The following is a 16,424-nucleotide window of genomic DNA, read 5'->3' on the forward strand; positions in this document are numbered from 1 at the left end:
CCAACGGGGATAAGCATGGAGGAGCCGTATGCGATGACCCGCATGTACGGATCTGTGAGAGGCGCATGAATACTTCATGCGCCTACTCTATTTTGGGTATTCTAAAAGGAATTTTGTGAGGGTGCTAGTAAAACAAAATTGGGCGATTTTTGTAGAATATTAGGTTTTTATCTCCTGATTTCCTCGGCAATTTTTTTACGTTCGTTGGTAGGAAAATCCTTATATAGCGGTCATTACAGCGGATTTAATTAAACGTTTGATTAGTATGTGAGATAGGGAAATTGCTCGAAGAGAATCATGGGGACGGTTCTACTGATTCGGAAGCAGGAGAACCGTCCCCATGATTCCCCATGATTCCTACTGACTTGTCCAACTATGTAGAGTTGTAATATAGTTATTGATGGATACAGAGGGGAGATTAATAGTAGGTGAAAAAGAGAAAATGGTGGCTACTTGCGGCGATTCTTTGGATGGCAGTGATTTTTACTTTCACACAGCTTCCATTATCCACTGGAGAGAATACGTCTGGAGCAATCGAGAAGATTGTTAAAACGGAACATGTAAGCGGGGTAGACCATTCAGGCATTGAAACAATCAACCTATTGGTGAGAAAATCAACACATGTTCTGACATTTGGCTTCCTTGCGTTTTTATTATGGAAGTCTTTTGAACTGTATCGATTCTCTTATGTTATCGCATGGGTTCTTACCGTACTGTATGCGATGACGGATGAGTATCATCAATCGTTCATGCCAGGAAGAGTTTCCTCATTAAAGGATGTCTTTATGTTTGATTCTATTGGGGCATTTTTTGTCTTATTGATTGCTTTTTTATTTAATAGTAAGAAAACAAAGTTGAGTGGGTGAATGAGATGGCTTGGAAAATTACGAATTCTAATAAGCAAAAAGTAGACCGCTTTGGAATTACTGTGGATCAGGTTGTGCTGCCAAATGGGGAAGAGAAGACTTTTTCCTATTTAGACTTTGCCAAAGGAGTCTGTGTTTTGCCAATCACGAACGATCATGAAGTGGTTTGCTTAAGGCAATATCGTCATGCGGTTAACAGCTGGGAATGGGAATTGCCTGCAGGAATGATTGACTCAGAAGGGGATTCCCCTTTGGATGTTGCTAAAAGAGAGCTGGAGGAAGAAACAGGCTATGTGGCCGAGCATTGGCTGGAATTAGGAAGTTTTTATCCTTCACCGGGATCGACGACAGAAGAAATTTTCTTGTTTGCGGCAGCCGGTTTAACAGCGACTGAGCAGAGGTTAGAGAATAGCGAACAAATTGAACTGCATTATCTTCAAATGGAAGAGTTGAAGGAACTCGTTGTTAAAGGGGACTTCAAGCATGGTGCTGGGCTTGCCGCTATTTTGCGATATAAGTTTATGACGGATTAACGTTGAGGAAAAGGGTGGAACAGTTTAACTTGGTGACCGGTTCTTATAATATGGACCGGTGTTTTTTCTGCCAAAATGGTCACAAAACGGCTAATTTTTTCCTAAATGTAAAACAAAAGACTGCGTTAATCCTATTAAAATAGAATGGAGAAGTACAGAATCAAGGGGACGGTTCTCATGATTCATATGATTTGATAAGTTCTATAAGAAATTTGGATTTATCTATCACGAGAATAATCGGTTTTATAGATATAACCATAAAAAAGATTGTTTACTCTAGTTCGTTTAAGGTAGACATCTCCATTCCATTTTTCTAAAATTCTCATCTTACTAAGACTCCACCGAAGATAGAAGAAACCCAAGAATATAAAATCACCAATGTGACTAATACAGTAGGCGGTATAACGACTATTGTTGTTTTTATATAATCCAACCAATTAATTTGTACATTTCCATGTCTTACCATGTACATCCACATGAGAGAAGCAAGAGTACCCATTGGAAGGATTAACGAACCCATATCACTTCCGATAATGTTAGCCAGATAGGCAATTTTCAAGGAAAGCTGATCTAAATGCATGTGCGTCAACGTAAGTGTCCCAACCATAAGTGCGGGATGATTATTAAATAGATTGGAAATGACGGTTAGGAAGATACCCATCAGTACACTTGCATGAAGCAGACTGCCGGAAACCATTTGGTCCATGAATCTGATTAACCAGGTCGTTAACCCAATGTTATTTAAACCATAGATGATGGTATACATACCAAAAGCAAATACGATAATAAACCAAGGGGTTTTCTTGATTAAATCGCCAGGATGGATTTTTAAATAGTTCCACCTCCAGCCCAAAAGAAGGACAGAACCGGTAACAGCCACAATGGGAACCGGAATGCCAAAGAACGAAGCGATGAAAAGTCCTACACGGACTGCAAATACGAATAGCAGGACGAGCAGCATGAATTTGGTACGAGCCTTCTCTGAAGCGAATTTTGGCCCCGGCTTAATTCCCGTCTTAAGCGGATGAAAAGAGGGGTCAGTTATACCTGTAATATTAGTGGGAACATCTTCTGGCAGAATGCTCCGAAAACGAAGGAACAGAAGAAAAGCTAGGATTAGTAAACCAAGCGTTGCCGGAACAAACATCATCGCTGTATGCATCCACAGAGTCATGTGTATGATTTTTAAGGCGATTAAATTGACGATATTACTTACCCCAATAGGGGCGCTAGAAGCAGTCGCAATTAAGCCCCCAGAAAGCAAATAGGCCACTTTTTGATGATTTTTTAAGCCCATATTGTTTACCAACATGACTAAAATAGGTGTTGTGATCAAGATACTTCCATCGTTATTAAAAAAGAGCGTCATGAGAAAACATAACAGATTGATATACCAAAATAACTTGACACCTGATCCCTTTGCTTTTTCTGCGAGCTTCTCAGCCGCCCAGCGGAAGAAGCCAAAACTTTCTAAAACAATGGCCATGGCGATTGTTGCTAAAATCGTAATCGCAGCACCACCGACGGTCTCTAGAATGACCCCTAAATCGGAAAACGAAACACTACCACTGATGATGACAATCAGTGCACCAATCGCAGCGGGTATTGCTTCATTAATACCCCTTGGCCTCCACAAAATAAATATATAGGTACCCAAGAAAGTTAAAATGGTAAACCAAACCATTGGATCGTGAAACATACTTTTTCTCCTTTCGCATTAAAAAAGTCAGGGCACCTTACTTGTTAGGTCTAATTTATGTAGCTAATTGATATAAATTGCTATCAATTAGCGTATTTTCTGGCTAATTCTTCAAACACGCATCTCCAATCCTCCTATCCGTGGCGGCAATAAAGCTGCTTAACCGTAAATCAGGAGAATCCAACCGTAACATAAGACGATGGTTGCGATTACGGTCAATGGAACGACTATGGCAGTTACACGGAGATACTGACCCCAACTAATGTGCACCTTGTATTGCTTCAATACGAACATCCATATCAGTGTTGCAAGGAGCCCAATCGGCGTAAGCAGTGAACCGATATCGCTTCCGATGATATTTCCAAGGTACGCCACATGGAGATCCATCTGGCTCAGATGCATCGATGTCAGGTTTAACGTCCCAATCATCAAAGCGGGGTGATTATTAAACAGGTCGGACATGACACTAACAGCAACTGCAGTGGCTGTGATCGAGCTAAACCATCCTCCATCAATAAACGGTTGAAGTTGGTGCACCAGCCATGAGTTTAATCCAACATTTGCGATCCCGGCTCCGACAACATACATACCAAAGGCAAAAAAGAGTACATGCCACGGAGTTTTTCCTATGATATCCATTGGTGATGTGCCCATCTTAATCCAGCGCCAGATGAGGAGTATGGCAGCTCCAACGACTGCAGTAACCGATGGTGACACTCCAAAGCCGGCACCCACAAACAGCGCCACACGAACAGCTAAGACATACAGCAAGATATTCGTCATGAATCTTTTTTGTTCTTTCGAAGGAGTTTCGAATGACAGATCCGTAGCATCTGTTTTACCTTTCGGTGACATTCGGTTTTGTTTCAGATCGATAACCAGTTTCTTTCGAAATAGCACATAATTCAGTACTGCTAGGACGCCAACACCTATCATGGAAGGGACGAAAATCATTTCAGAGTAGGTTGCGAGACTCATTCCGATGATTTTTATAGAGATTAGATTGACAATATTGCTGACGCCAAGTGGGGCACTTGCCGCAGTATCGACGAGCGCGGCGCTCAGCAGATACGGGATTTGTTGATGGGGTTTAAATCCCAACTTTCTGAGAAGAATGATCAGGATCGGTGTTGCAATAATGATCGCACCATCATTGTTAAACACTAGTGTCATAAGTAAACTCATTAAATTGATGTACCAAAACAGGCGCACACCTGAATTCTTTGAGATTCTAGCTAAAAAATCAGCTGCGAATTGGAATACACCGAAGCTTTCGAGAACAAGCGCCATAGCGATGGTTGCCATGATCGTCACCGACGCGCCACCAACATCCGTAAGAATCACTTTCACATCTCCCATTGAAACCGATCCAGCGATGACCATCAATGCTGCTCCAGCGAGAGAGGGAATGGATACATTGAGTCCCTTGGGTCTCCACATAATCAATACGATCGTCATGATAAACGAAAAAATCGTTAAGGCTATGGTAAACAAGTAGTCTTCAATCCTTTCTATTTAAATGGAAAAGGGAACCAGAAATGATGATGGCGAAGGGGAAGGATTCATGATTTCGAGGTTGTCCCTTTGATTTACTAACAAAATATTCAGGAGCTGCCAAAAAGAATGGACAATTGAACGGTATTGTCGAAAATGTACTTTTGACTACTCCTGTATGCTAGTGGAGTAAAATGGGTGTTTGCCGTCACCTAGCCATCAGAAAGGGTCCTGCTGTTATCGGCAGGACCCCTTTTGATGACATATGCCCGGTCTTCGTGACTGAGGCGGCCATTTTCAACGTTGGAGCACTAGACGCTTGACCTACCTCTTCGGGATGTAAATTCGTCCTGTTTGTGTTTATAAAGATAGAAATGGGTGTTTGCCGCTACCTGAAATCAGAAAAAGCCCTGCTGAATACAGCAAGACCTTGATTACGGCAAATGAGCCGATTTGATATGAGAAAGCTTAACATAGACGGTTTCACCATTCGCGACCACAATTTCGACCATGGGGTTACGAACTGATTTTAACAATCCTATTTTCATCGGGTCTTCCCCCAGATCAAACACCACAAGCTCGCCCTCCCACTTTTTTAATTGTTCTTCTAGTGAAGGCAGTAAGGGCTGATTGTAAGGGATGACGGGAAGTTTTTTGTCTGGGAGGGTATAAGGAGAATTTTTTAGATTGTAATAGGGAATAAGCCATTTCAAATGTTGGAGGGAAACCAACATGGTTTTGTAGACGGGGGAATAAAAAGCAAAATAGTCGCTGCGAACATTAAAAATATATCCGTGTAAGGGGATCTGACCCGTGACATAAATTTCGGAAAAGCGACCCTTTGCGTTTGCTAAAGTGGTTCGATAGGAAATGGATTCATCTACAGCAACTGTTGGGGATGTTTGACTGGAAGTCCCTTCATTATTCAATATTAAAGTGCTGCGTTTGATCCTATGAAGATGGGTTAACGGGATATAAATATATCTTTGTCCATCAGACAAAACAATGATGTCCTTTCCACTGTCAATGAGTTTTCCCTGAAAAAAGATATCTCTTGATAAAACGACGTCAACGATTTGCCCCCGTAACGATTGAATGCTCAAAACAAACACCACCTGGAAAGACTTGAGATTAGTAAAGTATATACGGGGGGATTATACTTTAGAAAATAATTTTTCCCTACAGGTGAAAGACGTAAATGGTAGAATCTTTAGGACTAGTGCCTGTCACCAATCGGAAATTGTCGAGGATTGATAGGGTTTAATGCAGGTAGGACATGTTAGAATGGAGTTGCAACTGAATATTGTGGGGGTGGCCGGGTTGTTATCTTCTTTTTCTTTTATAAAGGAAGGAGGTGATATTCCTGGAATTTGTCCATGAAATGATACGAGAAATTCTAAAAGGAATTCTGCGTGAAGCTATCGCTTATTTCTTTCGGAAAAACGTATTAGAGGCAAAGAAAACCACCCTGCGCCGTACGAAGCAAAAGGGTGGTTCTCAGAAATAATATTTACACTAACAACATCCACCCTGACGGTAGAGGTTGCAATCGAGAAGTGTTACCAGCACTTCTCTTTTTTTATATATGTTCATTATAAACAAAAATATTCCCATTTAAAAGAGGGATGTCATTGGCAGACGATTTGCACGTTGCCGCGCAAAGTGAATAAACGAACTTGGAACCTCCGTAAAAGAATCCGCCATTGGCTCAAAATAGACTTTCCATGCTAACGCCAGGTTAGCATAATATCTTCTCCTATAGTGTTCTCATTGCTTTTATCCATCCAACCATTCCCTTTCAGATTACATATCTTTCATTTTAAAAATAAAACATCCTTGTACAAGAAGAAAACTATATGACCGCTTATTTTCCTGATTATAAAGAAAGGTTATGAAGCAATGTGATTGTTTTGGAAGAAATTGTGCCAAAACTTTGTCAGAAAATCTAACGTGTTAGTAGATAGAAAGAGAAATAGTGTCTATATTTAAAATTGTTCTAGAATTATCTGACAGTGGTGCCATGTTAAGGAAACATCTCTTATAACGTAATTATCATATTGGAAAGTGGAGGGGTTGCATGTTAACACCTAGTGTAGGGTATCTAATTTTACTGATTTTTGGAGTTTTGTTTACTGGCGTTACGGCGGTTATTCACCGAATGGATTCCAAACGCAAAGGAAAAGAAATGACGGCGGAACAATATAACACTGCCGGAAGAAGCGTAGGGGTGGGCTTGGCCAGCGCCTCGATCGTAGCAGCTTGGACATGGGCTGCCACGATTATGATGTCATCCTCGACCGGTTACCAATATGGAATCAGCGGGCCATTTTGGTATGCGGCTGGTGCTACAATCCAAATCTTATTATTTGCAATCCTTGCTGTTCATTTAAAAAGAAAAGCACCAAACGCTCACACGTTCCTAGAATTTATTTCACAGCGTTTTGATAAAAAAAATCACCGCTTAATGCTCGTATTTGCGCTGATGACGAATATTATCGTCACCTCGATGATCATTCTCGGCGGCGCAATCACATTAAATCAGTTAACAGGAATGAATTTATATGTAGCAGCCTTTTTAATCCCTGTTACCTTCACGATTTATACGATGATTGGCGGTCTAAAAGCTTCATTTATTGCCGACTATTTGCACACAATCATCTTATTTGTGGTTCTATTGATCTTTGGAGTTGCAGTCTATTATAAATTTGGCATCTCTACTATTTATGAGGGGCTGCGTTCCTTGCCGGAATCCAAACAAATGCTGACGATGGCATCTATTCCAGGGCTATTGTTTGGAATTATTAATATTGTTGGGAATTTCGGAACCGTTTTTGTCGATCAGGCTTATTGGCAGCGGGCTATTGCCAGTACGGATAAAGCCGCTTCAAAAGCGTACATATATGGAGGGATCTCCTGGTTTTCGATTCCATTTGCGGTCGCTACGATTTTGGGTGTTAGTGCGGCTGGTCTTGGAATTTCCGTTTCTTCTCCTGATTCTGTTGCACCGATTATGGCTTCACACATCCTTGGTTCGGTGGGATCTATTCTGTTTTTGACCATGCTATTTATGGCCGTTACGTCTGCAGGGTCCGCGGAACTAACTGCTGTTACGAATATTATCGTTACGGATATCTATCGTCATTCGATTAACCCATATGCCGGCAGCAAGAAACTATTGCGTGTTTCCCGTTTGGTCACATTAGGGTTCGGATTATCGATGGGAATCTTTTCAATCCTACTATTCTATTTAGGAATCAGTCTTGGCTTTGTTTATATGGCGATGGGGATTTTTGTTAGTGCAGCCGTCATTCCGGTCACACTTGGACTTGTTTGGAAACGGGCCACAAATGCAGGAGCCTTTTACGGTGCATTGTTGGGGATGATTGGCGGCGTGGCAGTTTGGCTTATTTCTGCTTATGTAACAGCAGGGCATGTGAACGTTGAATCACTAGGCGGGCTCTACCCGATGCTGTTTGGTAATCTTGCGGTTTTTGTCATAAGTGGAGTAATTTCCATTGGGCATGCACTCATCTCTTCTGAGGAATTTCAGTTTGAGTCGTTAAAAGACAAGTTTAAGAGTTTTGATGAAGCCAAAAGTATGGACAGGAAGGAGAATTTGGGATGAATGATCAGGAGTTAAAAAAACAAACGAAGCTGTACACTCGTTGGGCATTGGCGTTAAGTTTAGTCCTTGTCGTCATTTGGCCGGGGATTATGTTTTCAACAGGGTATGTTTATAGTCTTTCCTTTTTCACGGGCTGGGTTTGTCTAGCATTTGGCTGGCTGGTGTTTGCCGCGCTTTTTATCACCATTCGCCCATTTATTGAGCTGTATAAGGAATACAAGCGATAAGGAGAAAAGAATGATTGGTCACCAAAGCAGCAGGCTTTGGCTGCTTTGGTATTTTTGTTGAACTGGCCAGTAAACGTGTAGAATCCGGAGCCCAAGATGTACTTTTTCTACAAGGAATCTCCTGTTACGGGAAAAAAGGAAGGATGAAAAAAGATGAAACTGACCTCACGTGAAATGGAAAAGCTTATGGTTGTGGTGGCTGCTGACCTGGCGCGCCGCCGGCAAAAAAGAGGCTTAAAACTGAACTATCCTGAGGCTATCGCCATCATTACCTATGAAGTTCTTGAAGGAGCGCGGGATGGAAGAACGGTGGCACAGCTGATGCAATACGGCACAACCATTTTGACAAGAGAAGATGTAATGGAAGGCATACCGGAAATGATTCCGGATATTCAGGTCGAGGCGACATTTCCGGACGGTACAAAACTCGTCACGGTACATAATCCGATTCGCTAGTCCATTTTTACAAACCAAATCTAAACCATTTAGGAGGGAAAGCTATGATTCCTGGGGAGTATCGCTTAAAAAAAGAGCCCATTTTGTGCAATGAAAAGAAGCAGCCGCTTGTCATTCCGGTGTTAAACCGGGGCGACCGCCCAATCCAAATCGGTTCACATTTTCATTTTTATGAAGTCAATACAGCTTTGCAATTTGAACGGGACCGGGCATTTGGCAGGCATTTGAATATTCCTGCGGGAACGGCCGTAAGGTTTGAGCCTGGAGATGAAAAGGAAGTAGAGCTCATTCCTTTTTCGGGGGAACAGAAGGTGTACGGTTTAAATCAATTAACAAACGGCTCTGTCCAAAAGGGGGAAAAGTAAGTGAGCTTTCACATGTCGCGAAAACAGTATGCAGATATGTTCGGTCCAACGGTTGGAGATGCTGTCCGTTTAGCCGATACGGATTTGTTTATTGAAATTGAAAAAGATTACACCACCTACGGGGATGAAGTGAAATTTGGCGGAGGCAAGGTGATTCGGGATGGAATGGGGCAGCACCCGCTTGTGACAAGGGCGGAAAGTGTGGACCTTGTCTTAACTAATGCGATGATTGTTGATTATACCGGGATTTATAAAGCAGACATCGGTGTGAAGGAAGGAAAGATCGCAGCGATTGGCAAGGCAGGGAATCCGCTCTTGATGGATAAGGTTGATATCGTCATTGGTGCGTCAACCGAAGTGATTGCCGCAGAAGGAAAAATCGTGACCGCCGGGGGCATTGATGCCCATATCCACTTTATTTGTCCACAGCAAATTGAAACGGCGCTTTCCTCTGGCGTGACGACAATGATTGGCGGGGGGACTGGACCTGCGACAGGCACGAACGCAACCACCTGTACCCCGGGACCGTGGAATATCCACCGGATGCTCCAAGCGGCAGAAGAATTCCCAATGAATCTCGGCTTTTTGGGAAAAGGAAATGCTTCGGATGAAGCTCCATTAAAGGAACAAATTGAAGCGGGAGTCATCGGCTTAAAGCTTCATGAAGACTGGGGAACAACGGCTGCCGCCATTGATACGAGTTTAAAGGTGGCTGACCAATATGATGTGCAGGTCGCCATTCATACCGATACCCTTAACGAAGGTGGGTTTGTGGAGGAAACATTGGCTGCCATTGATGGACGCGTAATCCATACGTATCATACGGAAGGCGCCGGGGGCGGACATGCACCGGACATTATTAAGGCTGCAAGCTTCCCTAATATACTGCCGTCATCGACCAACCCAACAAGGCCTTATACGGTCAATACCCTGGAAGAGCATTTAGATATGCTAATGGTTTGCCATCATCTTGACCCGGAGGTTCCGGAGGACATTGCCTTTGCTGATTCGCGGATTCGCAAGGAAACGATTGCCGCAGAGGATATCCTGCATGATATCGGTGTGTTCAGTATGATTTCCTCTGATTCGCAGGCGATGGGGCGGGTGGGAGAAGTGATCACCCGTACGTGGCAAACAGCAGATAAGATGAAAAAACAGCGCGGAAAACTGGCGGAGGATCAAGGTGTTGGCGATAATTTCCGGGTCAAACGATATATTGCCAAATATACGATCAATCCGGCTTTGACACATGGGATCGCTGACTATGTTGGTTCGATTGAAACAGGAAAGCTTGCCGATTTGGTTGTCTGGGATCCGGCCTTTTTCGGTGTGAAGCCAGAATTGATTTTAAAAGGCGGCATGATTGCGCACAGTCTGATGGGGGATCCAAATGCCAGCATTCCAACGCCGCAGCCGGTTATCTATCGTCCGATGTTTGCTTCATTTGGAGGTGCCAAATATCAAACAGCGATGACTTTTGTCTCCCAAGCTGCTTTTCAAAAAGGGATTCATCGAACACTTGGGCTGAAGAAAATCGTCAAACCTGTGTCAGGGATCCGCCAGTTAACGAAGAAATCAATGGTTTTTAATGGAGAAACACCTGAAATTGAAGTGGATCCGCAAACGTACGAAGTGAAAGTAAACGGTGATTTAATAACCTGTGAGCCGGCGGAAGTGGTTCCTATGGCACAGCGCTATTTCTTGTTTTGACTTAGTTGAAGCGGTTATTTTTTATGTTTGGACGAAATAGATGCCATGTTTAAGGAGAGGAATACATGATTATTGAAAAAGTAATTGGAAATGTTGCGACAATCGAAAAAAAAGCACCGCATACAGAACGGGTGTACATGAACAGCGATGACTTGGTCAAACGGATACAGCGTGTTGTCACCGACCATGGCAAGGAGATTGGGATTCGCTTAAAAGACAATCGTGACTTAATTGATGGCGATGTTTTATATCTAGACGAGCGAAATATGATCGTCATCTCCGTTAAAGATGATGACTTGCTGGTAATCCAGCCAACCTCCCTCCAGCAAATGGGGGAAATTGCCCATCAACTGGGGAACCGTCATCTTCCCGCCCAATTTGAAGGTCAGGAAATGCTTGTTCAGTATGATTATTTGGTCGAAGAGCTTCTACAGCAATTAGAAATTCCTTTTAGGCGGGAAAATCGAAAGGTCAAGAAGGCGTTCCGCCATATTGGACACCGTCATGATTAACGACTTGTTTCCGCTGCTTCAGTTATGTGATTCCAACTTTCCATCCGGAGCCTTTTCGCATTCGTTCGGGTTGGAAACCTACATTCAGGAACAAATCATTACGGATTCGAAAAGCTTTTCTGAAGCAATCACCGTATATATCGAAAAACAGTTGGTTTTTGTCGAGGGACTAGCGTGCCGGCTTGCTTTTGAAGCGGTAGAGCAAAATCTAATGGCCGATCTTTTCGAGCTAGATTCATTCATATTTACCGCGAGCCTTGCGGAAGAAACGAGGATCGGCAATCGCCGAATCGGGGAACGAATGGCAAAGCTATGTGCCAGCCTTTATCCATCACCGATTCTTGATGATTATCTCGATAAAATGAAAGAAAAGCAGGCCTACGGACATTCTACCTTGGTTTTTTCGATCGTTGCCTGCCATTTGCAAGTGGGAAAAGAAACAGCTATTGGCGCGTATTTATATGGCGCTGTTTCCTCCCTGATACAAAACGCAGTCCGCGGCATTCCCCTCGGTCAGACTGATGGTCAAAAGCTGTTGGTCCACATCCAGCCGCTTTTAAACAAAGCTGTTCAGAAGATTTTGGTGTTGTCCAAGGATGACCTTGGGGCGGTCAGCCCTGGCTTGGAAATTGCCCAAATGCGTCATGAACGATTACATGTGCGCTTGTTTATGTCTTAAATTTTTATAGAAAAAGAGGGATGTTGAAAATGGAACCAGTACGTATTGGAATTGGAGGACCTGTTGGCGCAGGAAAAACGATGCTTGTGGAAAAATTAACGCGGGCGATGCATGAAGAACTGAGCATGGCCGTTGTAACAAATGACATCTATACAAAAGAAGATGCGTTATTTCTTATGAAAAATGGGGTGCTCACGCAGGATCGGGTCATCGGGGTGGAAACGGGCGGTTGTCCGCATACAGCAATTCGTGAGGATGCATCGATGAATTTTGCAGCCATTGATGAATTAAAAGAAAGGCACCCTGATGTTGAATTGATCTTCGTTGAAAGTGGCGGCGATAATTTAGCGGCAACGTTTAGTCCGGAGCTTGTTGATTTTTCCATTTATATTATTGATGTGGCCCAAGGGGAAAAAATTCCGCGCAAAGGCGGGCAAGGGATGATTAAGTCAGACCTATTCATTATCAACAAAATTGATTTGGCGCCTTACGTTGGGGCAAGTCTGGACATCATGGAGCGGGACACAATCGCCGCGAGAGGGAACAAACCTTATATTTTTACCAATTTAAAAGATGGAACAGGTCTTGATCAAGTGATCGATTGGATTAAAAAACAAGCTCTATTATTGGAATTGGAGTCATGAACTATACCGGTGTATTGGAGCTTTCTGCGGTTAGAAGGCAATCCAAAAGTATTGTCTCCAGCTGTTATTATGAAGGGGCATTGAAATTAACCCGCCCGGTTTATCTGGAGAAGGAAGTGCCCAGCGTTTATCTGATTCATGTTGGGGGTGGCTATGTCGACGGCGATACCTATTTGACTGACCTTTCGGTTGAGGCAGGAGCGGAATTGTCCGTCACGACGCAATCCGCAACAAAAGTATATAAAACACCGAAAAACCCTGTTGTACAGCAAACCCAATTGAACGTGGGCAAAGGTGGTGTGCTGGAATATTTGCCAGATCCTTTAATCGCTTATGAGGGGGCGCGTTTTATTCAAGAGACCACCGTACGGATGGAGGAGGAAGCTGTTTTCTTTTATAGCGATATGATCACACCCGGATGGGCAGAAGATGGGAGCTTGTTTCGCTATGACTGGATCCGCTCGAAATTAAAAGTCTATAAAAATGATAAACTCGTTTTATTTGATCATTTGCTGCTTGAGCCGGATGATCAGTTGAACGGGATTATGCAAATGGAGGGGTATACCCATGTGGGGACCTTCCTCATCCTTCACCATCAAGCGGATAAAGTTTTTTTGGATGGTTTATATGAAGTTATGGAGGATTTTCAGGAAGACGTTCGTTTCGGATTGTCCTCTTTGCCGGAGGGCGGAGTGATATTGAGGATACTGGCCCGGTCCACAGGGATGATGGAGAAAATGATTACCCGTGCACATGCATGGGCCAGATGTCAGCTGTTGGCGAAGGATGTTGTGAGATGGAGGAAATATTAAGGTTGTGGATGCATTTTTCTTGAAAAGAAGGATGCATTGTTGTGGAGGGATATTGGTGGGAGAATTACTTTCGATATTAGGTTTAGGGTTTTTGCTTGGATTAAAACATGCGATGGAACCGGATCATGTCATTGCGGTTTCGACGATTGCCAGTCAGAGTAAAAAATTATGGAAGTCTTCTTTAACAGGAATATTTTGGGGAGTTGGGCACACCGCCACCCTGTGTTTTGTCGGTTTGGCCGTTATTTTACTGAAGGGAGAAATCCCTGAGATATGGGCCATGTCACTTGAATATGTAGTAGGAATTATGCTTGTTTATTTAGGTTGTTCAGCCATTATTCGATATAAAAATAGCCGTATTCATCGTGCTAGTCATCACGGATCCCAGGAGCCGCAGACCCAAGTTCATCGATATAAGGGTACGCTCTATGTGAAATCTCTTTTTATGGGTTTTGTCCACGGATTGGCAGGGAGTGCGGCCATGGTCATATTGACCATTAGTACCGTGCAAACGGTGTGGGGTGGGGTTCTCTATATTTTGGTATTTGGTTTAGGAACTATTATCAGTATGCTTGTGTTTACGACGATCCTAGGGATCCCCTTTGTTATGGTCTCTAAGAGGGCCATGTTTCATAAAGCGTTTGCCCAAATTACTGGGGTCATCAGCACGGTATTTGGCTTTTATTATATGTACCATTTAGGTGTATCAGAAGGTTTATTTCATCTGTGGATTCAGCGTATCTAGTTCCCGTTACACTTCGGATTTAAGGGCATCAGCTTGGTTTTGCTGGTGCCTTTTTGGTTTGTTTGGCGGTCGCCGATAGCCCCATCCCTCTTACAATATTTCATTTGTTCTTACTGAATCTTTATTATGTTTGAAAGGTACAAACCTGTGTGGAATCAGGAGAACCGTCCCCATGCTTCTTGGGTTTAATTTTATGGAGATTTGGCCAAGATTGGGGAGTAGGGAGGAGAATTCGAAATGATGACTATAAAAGAGTATTTAGAAGCCATTACGTTTGTCACAGAAGAAGAGGAAAGATATAAACGACTAGTTCGTTTATTTTCAAATAGGCTAGACAGGGATTTAACAGGAAAAGAAATCAACTATATTCATTGGATGTCTGGTATCGATACAGAAGCATTTGAGGTATTTGAAAAAATATTCGAAGATATGGGATAAGAAGAAGGGGCCTCGCTAGGCCCCTTTGTTGTGAATAAAGAACATTAGTATATTTTAATTCTAATAAACAGGCTATCATTCATTCTATCAGTAATATTTCTTAAAAATTAAGGTATATATTGTTGAGTGATTTTCGTTACAACCCCATTTTTTACCTCTATATGATAAGGAATTTGGTGGTGCTTATCCTGTTGGTTCAAAAAGGTAATAAACTGACTCCTGGTTACTTTTTCATTCCATTTGATGGCGTATAAACTACGTGTCTGTAAGATATATTGGGTATTATTTGAAATGGTAAAGGTACGTATCTTGGGATTAACGTTTCGAATCCAGTACCCGTCGGGTGCATGATCCATTTCTTTGCTGCATTTACAATCCTTTAAAAATTCCGTATCAGCGGATTTGCCGAAATACCATTGGATATAATCAAATTTTCCCACCCATTTCCCATTAACCTCTTTGAAGGAAGTAAGGTAGGTGGTTGCTTTTTCCAAGGCGGGGGGTTTTGTAACGTTGGTTGTTGCATATGTCCGGGAAATCTGTGAGGGCAGTAATAACAATGTAAATATCATTAATACAGGAAAGATTAGTTTCATTAATTTTTGCAATTTCATACAAATTTCCCCCTTTGATCACTTTGTCCTATAGCTACAATATATTGGATTTAAATTAAAAACGGTGTCGATATCAGTAGTACCCGGAAATATTTTTTTGAAACTATCTTTCACTTTAATGAACATATAATTAAACGTTTGATAGAAGAGGAAGTTTGAAGGATTTATGCGAATCTTGCTAACTTGCAGGGAATCATGGGGAATCATGGGGACGGTTCTACTGCTTCCGAATCAGGAGAACCGTCCCCATGATTCCTCATCACTTGAGACAGTATCGTCATGCGGTTAACAGAGCAATGGGAATTGCCTGCAGGAATGATTGACTCAGAAGGGGATTCCCCTTTGGAAGTTGCCAAAGGGAGCTGGAGGAAGAAACAGGCTATGTGGCCGAGCATTTGCTGGAATAAGGAAGTTTTTATCCTTCTCCGGGTTCGACGACAGAGAAATCTTCTTGTTTGCGGCAGCCGGATTAACAGCGACTGAGCAGAGGTTAGAGACTAGTGAACAAATTGAATTGCATTATCTTCAAATGGAAGAGTTGAAGGAGATCGTTGTTAAAGGGGACTTCAAGCATGGTGCGGGGCTGGCCGCTATGATATATAAATTTATGACGGATGAACGTTGAGGAAAAGGATTTGAAGGGTTTCTAATTGAGCTAAGATATTTTTTAGATTTTCCTCCAAAATGGTAAAAGAAAATGCTATATTGCCCGAAGCAGCGCCATTTTTTTTGAAACGGTCATAAAAACGAATTATATTGCCCGAAGCGGCAGCAATTTTTCCGAAACGGTCACAAAGCGGATTTATATTGCCCAAAGCGACACCGATTTTTTTGAAACGGTCACAAAGCGGATTTATATTGCCCAAAGCGACACCGATTTATTTGAAAGGGTCACAAAGCGGATTTATATTGCCCAAAGCGACACCGATTTTTTTGAAAGGGTCACAAAGCGGATTTATATTGCCCAAAGTGACACCGATTTTTTTGAAACGGTCACAAAGCGGA

At 42.5% G+C, this 16,424-nt stretch carries 21 protein-coding genes; 16 read left to right on the forward strand and 5 right to left on the reverse strand.

The window, feature by feature from the left end:
- Window positions 1-428 precede the first annotated feature (428 nt).
- Together JOC76_RS28570 and JOC76_RS28575 are read left to right on the forward strand one after the other, a co-directional pair.
- On the forward strand, window positions 429-866 hold the full coding sequence (locus JOC76_RS28570) for a VanZ family protein (protein WP_205182169.1): 438 nt from the start codon (window positions 429-431) through the stop codon (window positions 864-866).
- A gap of 5 nt (window positions 867-871) precedes the next feature.
- Window positions 872-1,399: an NUDIX domain-containing protein gene (locus tag JOC76_RS28575; protein ID WP_205182170.1), complete on the forward strand. Its 528-nt coding sequence runs from the start codon at window positions 872-874 to the stop codon at window positions 1,397-1,399.
- Between the two features lie 322 nt (window positions 1,400-1,721).
- Here JOC76_RS28575 and JOC76_RS28580 read toward each other — a convergent pair whose 3' ends face one another.
- The 3 genes from JOC76_RS28580 to JOC76_RS28590 form a co-directional block, all read right to left on the reverse strand.
- Window positions 1,722-3,098 (reverse strand): arsenic transporter, encoded by a 1,377-nt coding sequence (locus JOC76_RS28580; protein WP_205182171.1) that lies wholly within the window; start codon window positions 3,096-3,098, stop codon window positions 1,722-1,724.
- Window positions 3,099-3,257: 159 nt separating this feature from the next.
- The gene (locus JOC76_RS28585) at window positions 3,258-4,592 is read right to left on the reverse strand and encodes an ArsB/NhaD family transporter (RefSeq protein ID WP_239558083.1); all 1,335 of its coding nucleotides are present in this window, start codon (window positions 4,590-4,592) and stop codon (window positions 3,258-3,260) included.
- Between the two features lie 434 nt (window positions 4,593-5,026).
- On the reverse strand, window positions 5,027-5,695 hold the full coding sequence (locus JOC76_RS28590; RefSeq protein WP_239558085.1) for a YwrJ family protein: 669 nt from the start codon (window positions 5,693-5,695) through the stop codon (window positions 5,027-5,029).
- A gap of 278 nt (window positions 5,696-5,973) precedes the next feature.
- On the opposite strand from JOC76_RS28590, the gene JOC76_RS30660 reads away from it, so the two are divergent.
- From JOC76_RS30660 to JOC76_RS28650, 13 genes are all read left to right on the forward strand, one after another.
- Complete coding sequence (locus tag JOC76_RS30660) at window positions 5,974-6,099, forward strand: hypothetical protein (protein ID WP_275591432.1); 126 nt, start codon at window positions 5,974-5,976, stop codon at window positions 6,097-6,099.
- 570 nt (window positions 6,100-6,669) lie between these two features.
- Window positions 6,670-8,217: a sodium:solute symporter family protein gene (locus tag JOC76_RS28595; RefSeq protein ID WP_205182173.1), complete on the forward strand. Its 1,548-nt coding sequence runs from the start codon at window positions 6,670-6,672 to the stop codon at window positions 8,215-8,217.
- The gene (locus tag JOC76_RS28600; RefSeq protein WP_205182174.1) at window positions 8,214-8,444 is read left to right on the forward strand and encodes a hypothetical protein; all 231 of its coding nucleotides are present in this window, start codon (window positions 8,214-8,216) and stop codon (window positions 8,442-8,444) included. Before JOC76_RS28595 ends, JOC76_RS28600 begins: the two co-directional genes overlap by 4 nt.
- A gap of 14 nt (window positions 8,445-8,458) precedes the next feature.
- Window positions 8,459-8,617 carry a hypothetical protein gene (locus JOC76_RS28605; protein WP_205182175.1) on the forward strand — a complete coding sequence of 53 codons (159 nt, stop codon included), beginning with the start codon at window positions 8,459-8,461 and terminating at the stop codon, window positions 8,615-8,617.
- Window positions 8,598-8,900: an urease subunit gamma gene (locus tag JOC76_RS28610; RefSeq protein ID WP_205182176.1), complete on the forward strand. Its 303-nt coding sequence runs from the start codon at window positions 8,598-8,600 to the stop codon at window positions 8,898-8,900. Before JOC76_RS28605 ends, JOC76_RS28610 begins: the two co-directional genes overlap by 20 nt.
- Before the next feature lie 44 nt (window positions 8,901-8,944).
- A complete protein-coding gene (locus tag JOC76_RS28615; protein WP_205182177.1) occupies window positions 8,945-9,265 on the forward strand; it encodes an urease subunit beta in 321 nt (106 codons plus the stop codon).
- A complete protein-coding gene (gene ureC / locus JOC76_RS28620) occupies window positions 9,266-10,975 on the forward strand; it encodes an urease subunit alpha (RefSeq protein ID WP_205182178.1) in 1,710 nt (569 codons plus the stop codon).
- Window positions 10,976-11,040: 65 nt separating this feature from the next.
- Window positions 11,041-11,487: an urease accessory protein UreE gene (ureE, locus tag JOC76_RS28625; protein ID WP_205182179.1), complete on the forward strand. Its 447-nt coding sequence runs from the start codon at window positions 11,041-11,043 to the stop codon at window positions 11,485-11,487.
- On the forward strand, window positions 11,480-12,166 hold the full coding sequence (locus JOC76_RS28630) for an urease accessory protein UreF (protein ID WP_205182180.1): 687 nt from the start codon (window positions 11,480-11,482) through the stop codon (window positions 12,164-12,166). Before ureE ends, JOC76_RS28630 begins: the two co-directional genes overlap by 8 nt.
- Window positions 12,167-12,195: 29 nt before the next feature.
- Window positions 12,196-12,810, forward strand: a complete 615-nt coding sequence (gene ureG, locus JOC76_RS28635) for an urease accessory protein UreG (protein ID WP_205182181.1) — start codon at window positions 12,196-12,198, stop codon at window positions 12,808-12,810.
- Entirely contained in the window at window positions 12,807-13,622 is an 816-nt protein-coding gene (locus JOC76_RS28640; protein ID WP_205182182.1) for an urease accessory protein UreD, read from the forward strand. Before ureG ends, JOC76_RS28640 begins: the two co-directional genes overlap by 4 nt.
- 31 nt (window positions 13,623-13,653) lie before the next feature.
- Entirely contained in the window at window positions 13,654-14,367 is a 714-nt protein-coding gene (locus JOC76_RS28645; RefSeq protein ID WP_205182195.1) for an urease accessory protein UreH domain-containing protein, read from the forward strand.
- Window positions 14,368-14,604: 237 nt separating this feature from the next.
- Window positions 14,605-14,805: a hypothetical protein gene (locus tag JOC76_RS28650; RefSeq protein ID WP_205182183.1), complete on the forward strand. Its 201-nt coding sequence runs from the start codon at window positions 14,605-14,607 to the stop codon at window positions 14,803-14,805.
- A 107-nt stretch (window positions 14,806-14,912) separates the two neighbouring features.
- Here JOC76_RS28650 and JOC76_RS28655 read toward each other — a convergent pair whose 3' ends face one another.
- On the reverse strand, window positions 14,913-15,419 hold the full coding sequence (locus JOC76_RS28655; protein ID WP_205182184.1) for a hypothetical protein: 507 nt from the start codon (window positions 15,417-15,419) through the stop codon (window positions 14,913-14,915).
- A 319-nt stretch (window positions 15,420-15,738) separates the two neighbouring features.
- On the opposite strand from JOC76_RS28655, the gene JOC76_RS28660 reads away from it, so the two are divergent.
- The gene (locus JOC76_RS28660; protein WP_239558096.1) at window positions 15,739-16,044 is read left to right on the forward strand and encodes an NUDIX hydrolase; all 306 of its coding nucleotides are present in this window, start codon (window positions 15,739-15,741) and stop codon (window positions 16,042-16,044) included.
- On the opposite strand, the gene JOC76_RS28665 is transcribed toward JOC76_RS28660, so the two are convergent.
- The gene (locus tag JOC76_RS28665; protein WP_205182185.1) at window positions 16,025-16,285 is read right to left on the reverse strand and encodes a hypothetical protein; all 261 of its coding nucleotides are present in this window, start codon (window positions 16,283-16,285) and stop codon (window positions 16,025-16,027) included. The genes JOC76_RS28660 and JOC76_RS28665 overlap by 20 nt on opposite strands.
- Between the last annotated feature and the right edge of the window lie 139 nt (window positions 16,286-16,424).

The organism is Neobacillus cucumis (assembly GCF_016908975.1).
In the GTDB taxonomy this organism is placed as follows: Bacteria; Bacillota; Bacilli; order Bacillales; family Cytobacillaceae; genus Neobacillus; species Neobacillus cucumis.

Bases quoted from the DNA above. Each gene is read 5' to 3' on its own strand.
- JOC76_RS28575 (WP_205182170.1), top strand. From the start codon at position 872: ATGGCTTGGAAAATTACGAATTCTAATAAGCAAAAAGTAGACCGCTTT.
- JOC76_RS28580 (WP_205182171.1), bottom strand. From the start codon at position 3,098: ATGTTTCACGATCCAATGGTTTGGTTTACCATTTTAACTTTCTTGGGT.
- JOC76_RS30660 (WP_275591432.1), top strand. From the start codon at position 5,974: ATGATACGAGAAATTCTAAAAGGAATTCTGCGTGAAGCTATCGCTTAT.
- JOC76_RS28595 (WP_205182173.1), top strand. From the start codon at position 6,670: ATGTTAACACCTAGTGTAGGGTATCTAATTTTACTGATTTTTGGAGTT.
- JOC76_RS28600 (WP_205182174.1), top strand. From the start codon at position 8,214: ATGAATGATCAGGAGTTAAAAAAACAAACGAAGCTGTACACTCGTTGG.
- JOC76_RS28610 (WP_205182176.1), top strand. From the start codon at position 8,598: ATGAAACTGACCTCACGTGAAATGGAAAAGCTTATGGTTGTGGTGGCT.
- JOC76_RS28615 (WP_205182177.1), top strand. From the start codon at position 8,945: ATGATTCCTGGGGAGTATCGCTTAAAAAAAGAGCCCATTTTGTGCAAT.
- ureE (WP_205182179.1), top strand. From the start codon at position 11,041: ATGATTATTGAAAAAGTAATTGGAAATGTTGCGACAATCGAAAAAAAA.
- JOC76_RS28630 (WP_205182180.1), top strand. From the start codon at position 11,480: ATGATTAACGACTTGTTTCCGCTGCTTCAGTTATGTGATTCCAACTTT.
- ureG (WP_205182181.1), top strand. From the start codon at position 12,196: ATGGAACCAGTACGTATTGGAATTGGAGGACCTGTTGGCGCAGGAAAA.
- JOC76_RS28640 (WP_205182182.1), top strand. From the start codon at position 12,807: ATGAACTATACCGGTGTATTGGAGCTTTCTGCGGTTAGAAGGCAATCC.
- JOC76_RS28645 (WP_205182195.1), top strand. From the start codon at position 13,654: ATGCATTGTTGTGGAGGGATATTGGTGGGAGAATTACTTTCGATATTA.
- JOC76_RS28650 (WP_205182183.1), top strand. From the start codon at position 14,605: ATGATGACTATAAAAGAGTATTTAGAAGCCATTACGTTTGTCACAGAA.
- JOC76_RS28655 (WP_205182184.1), bottom strand. From the start codon at position 15,419: ATGAAATTGCAAAAATTAATGAAACTAATCTTTCCTGTATTAATGATA.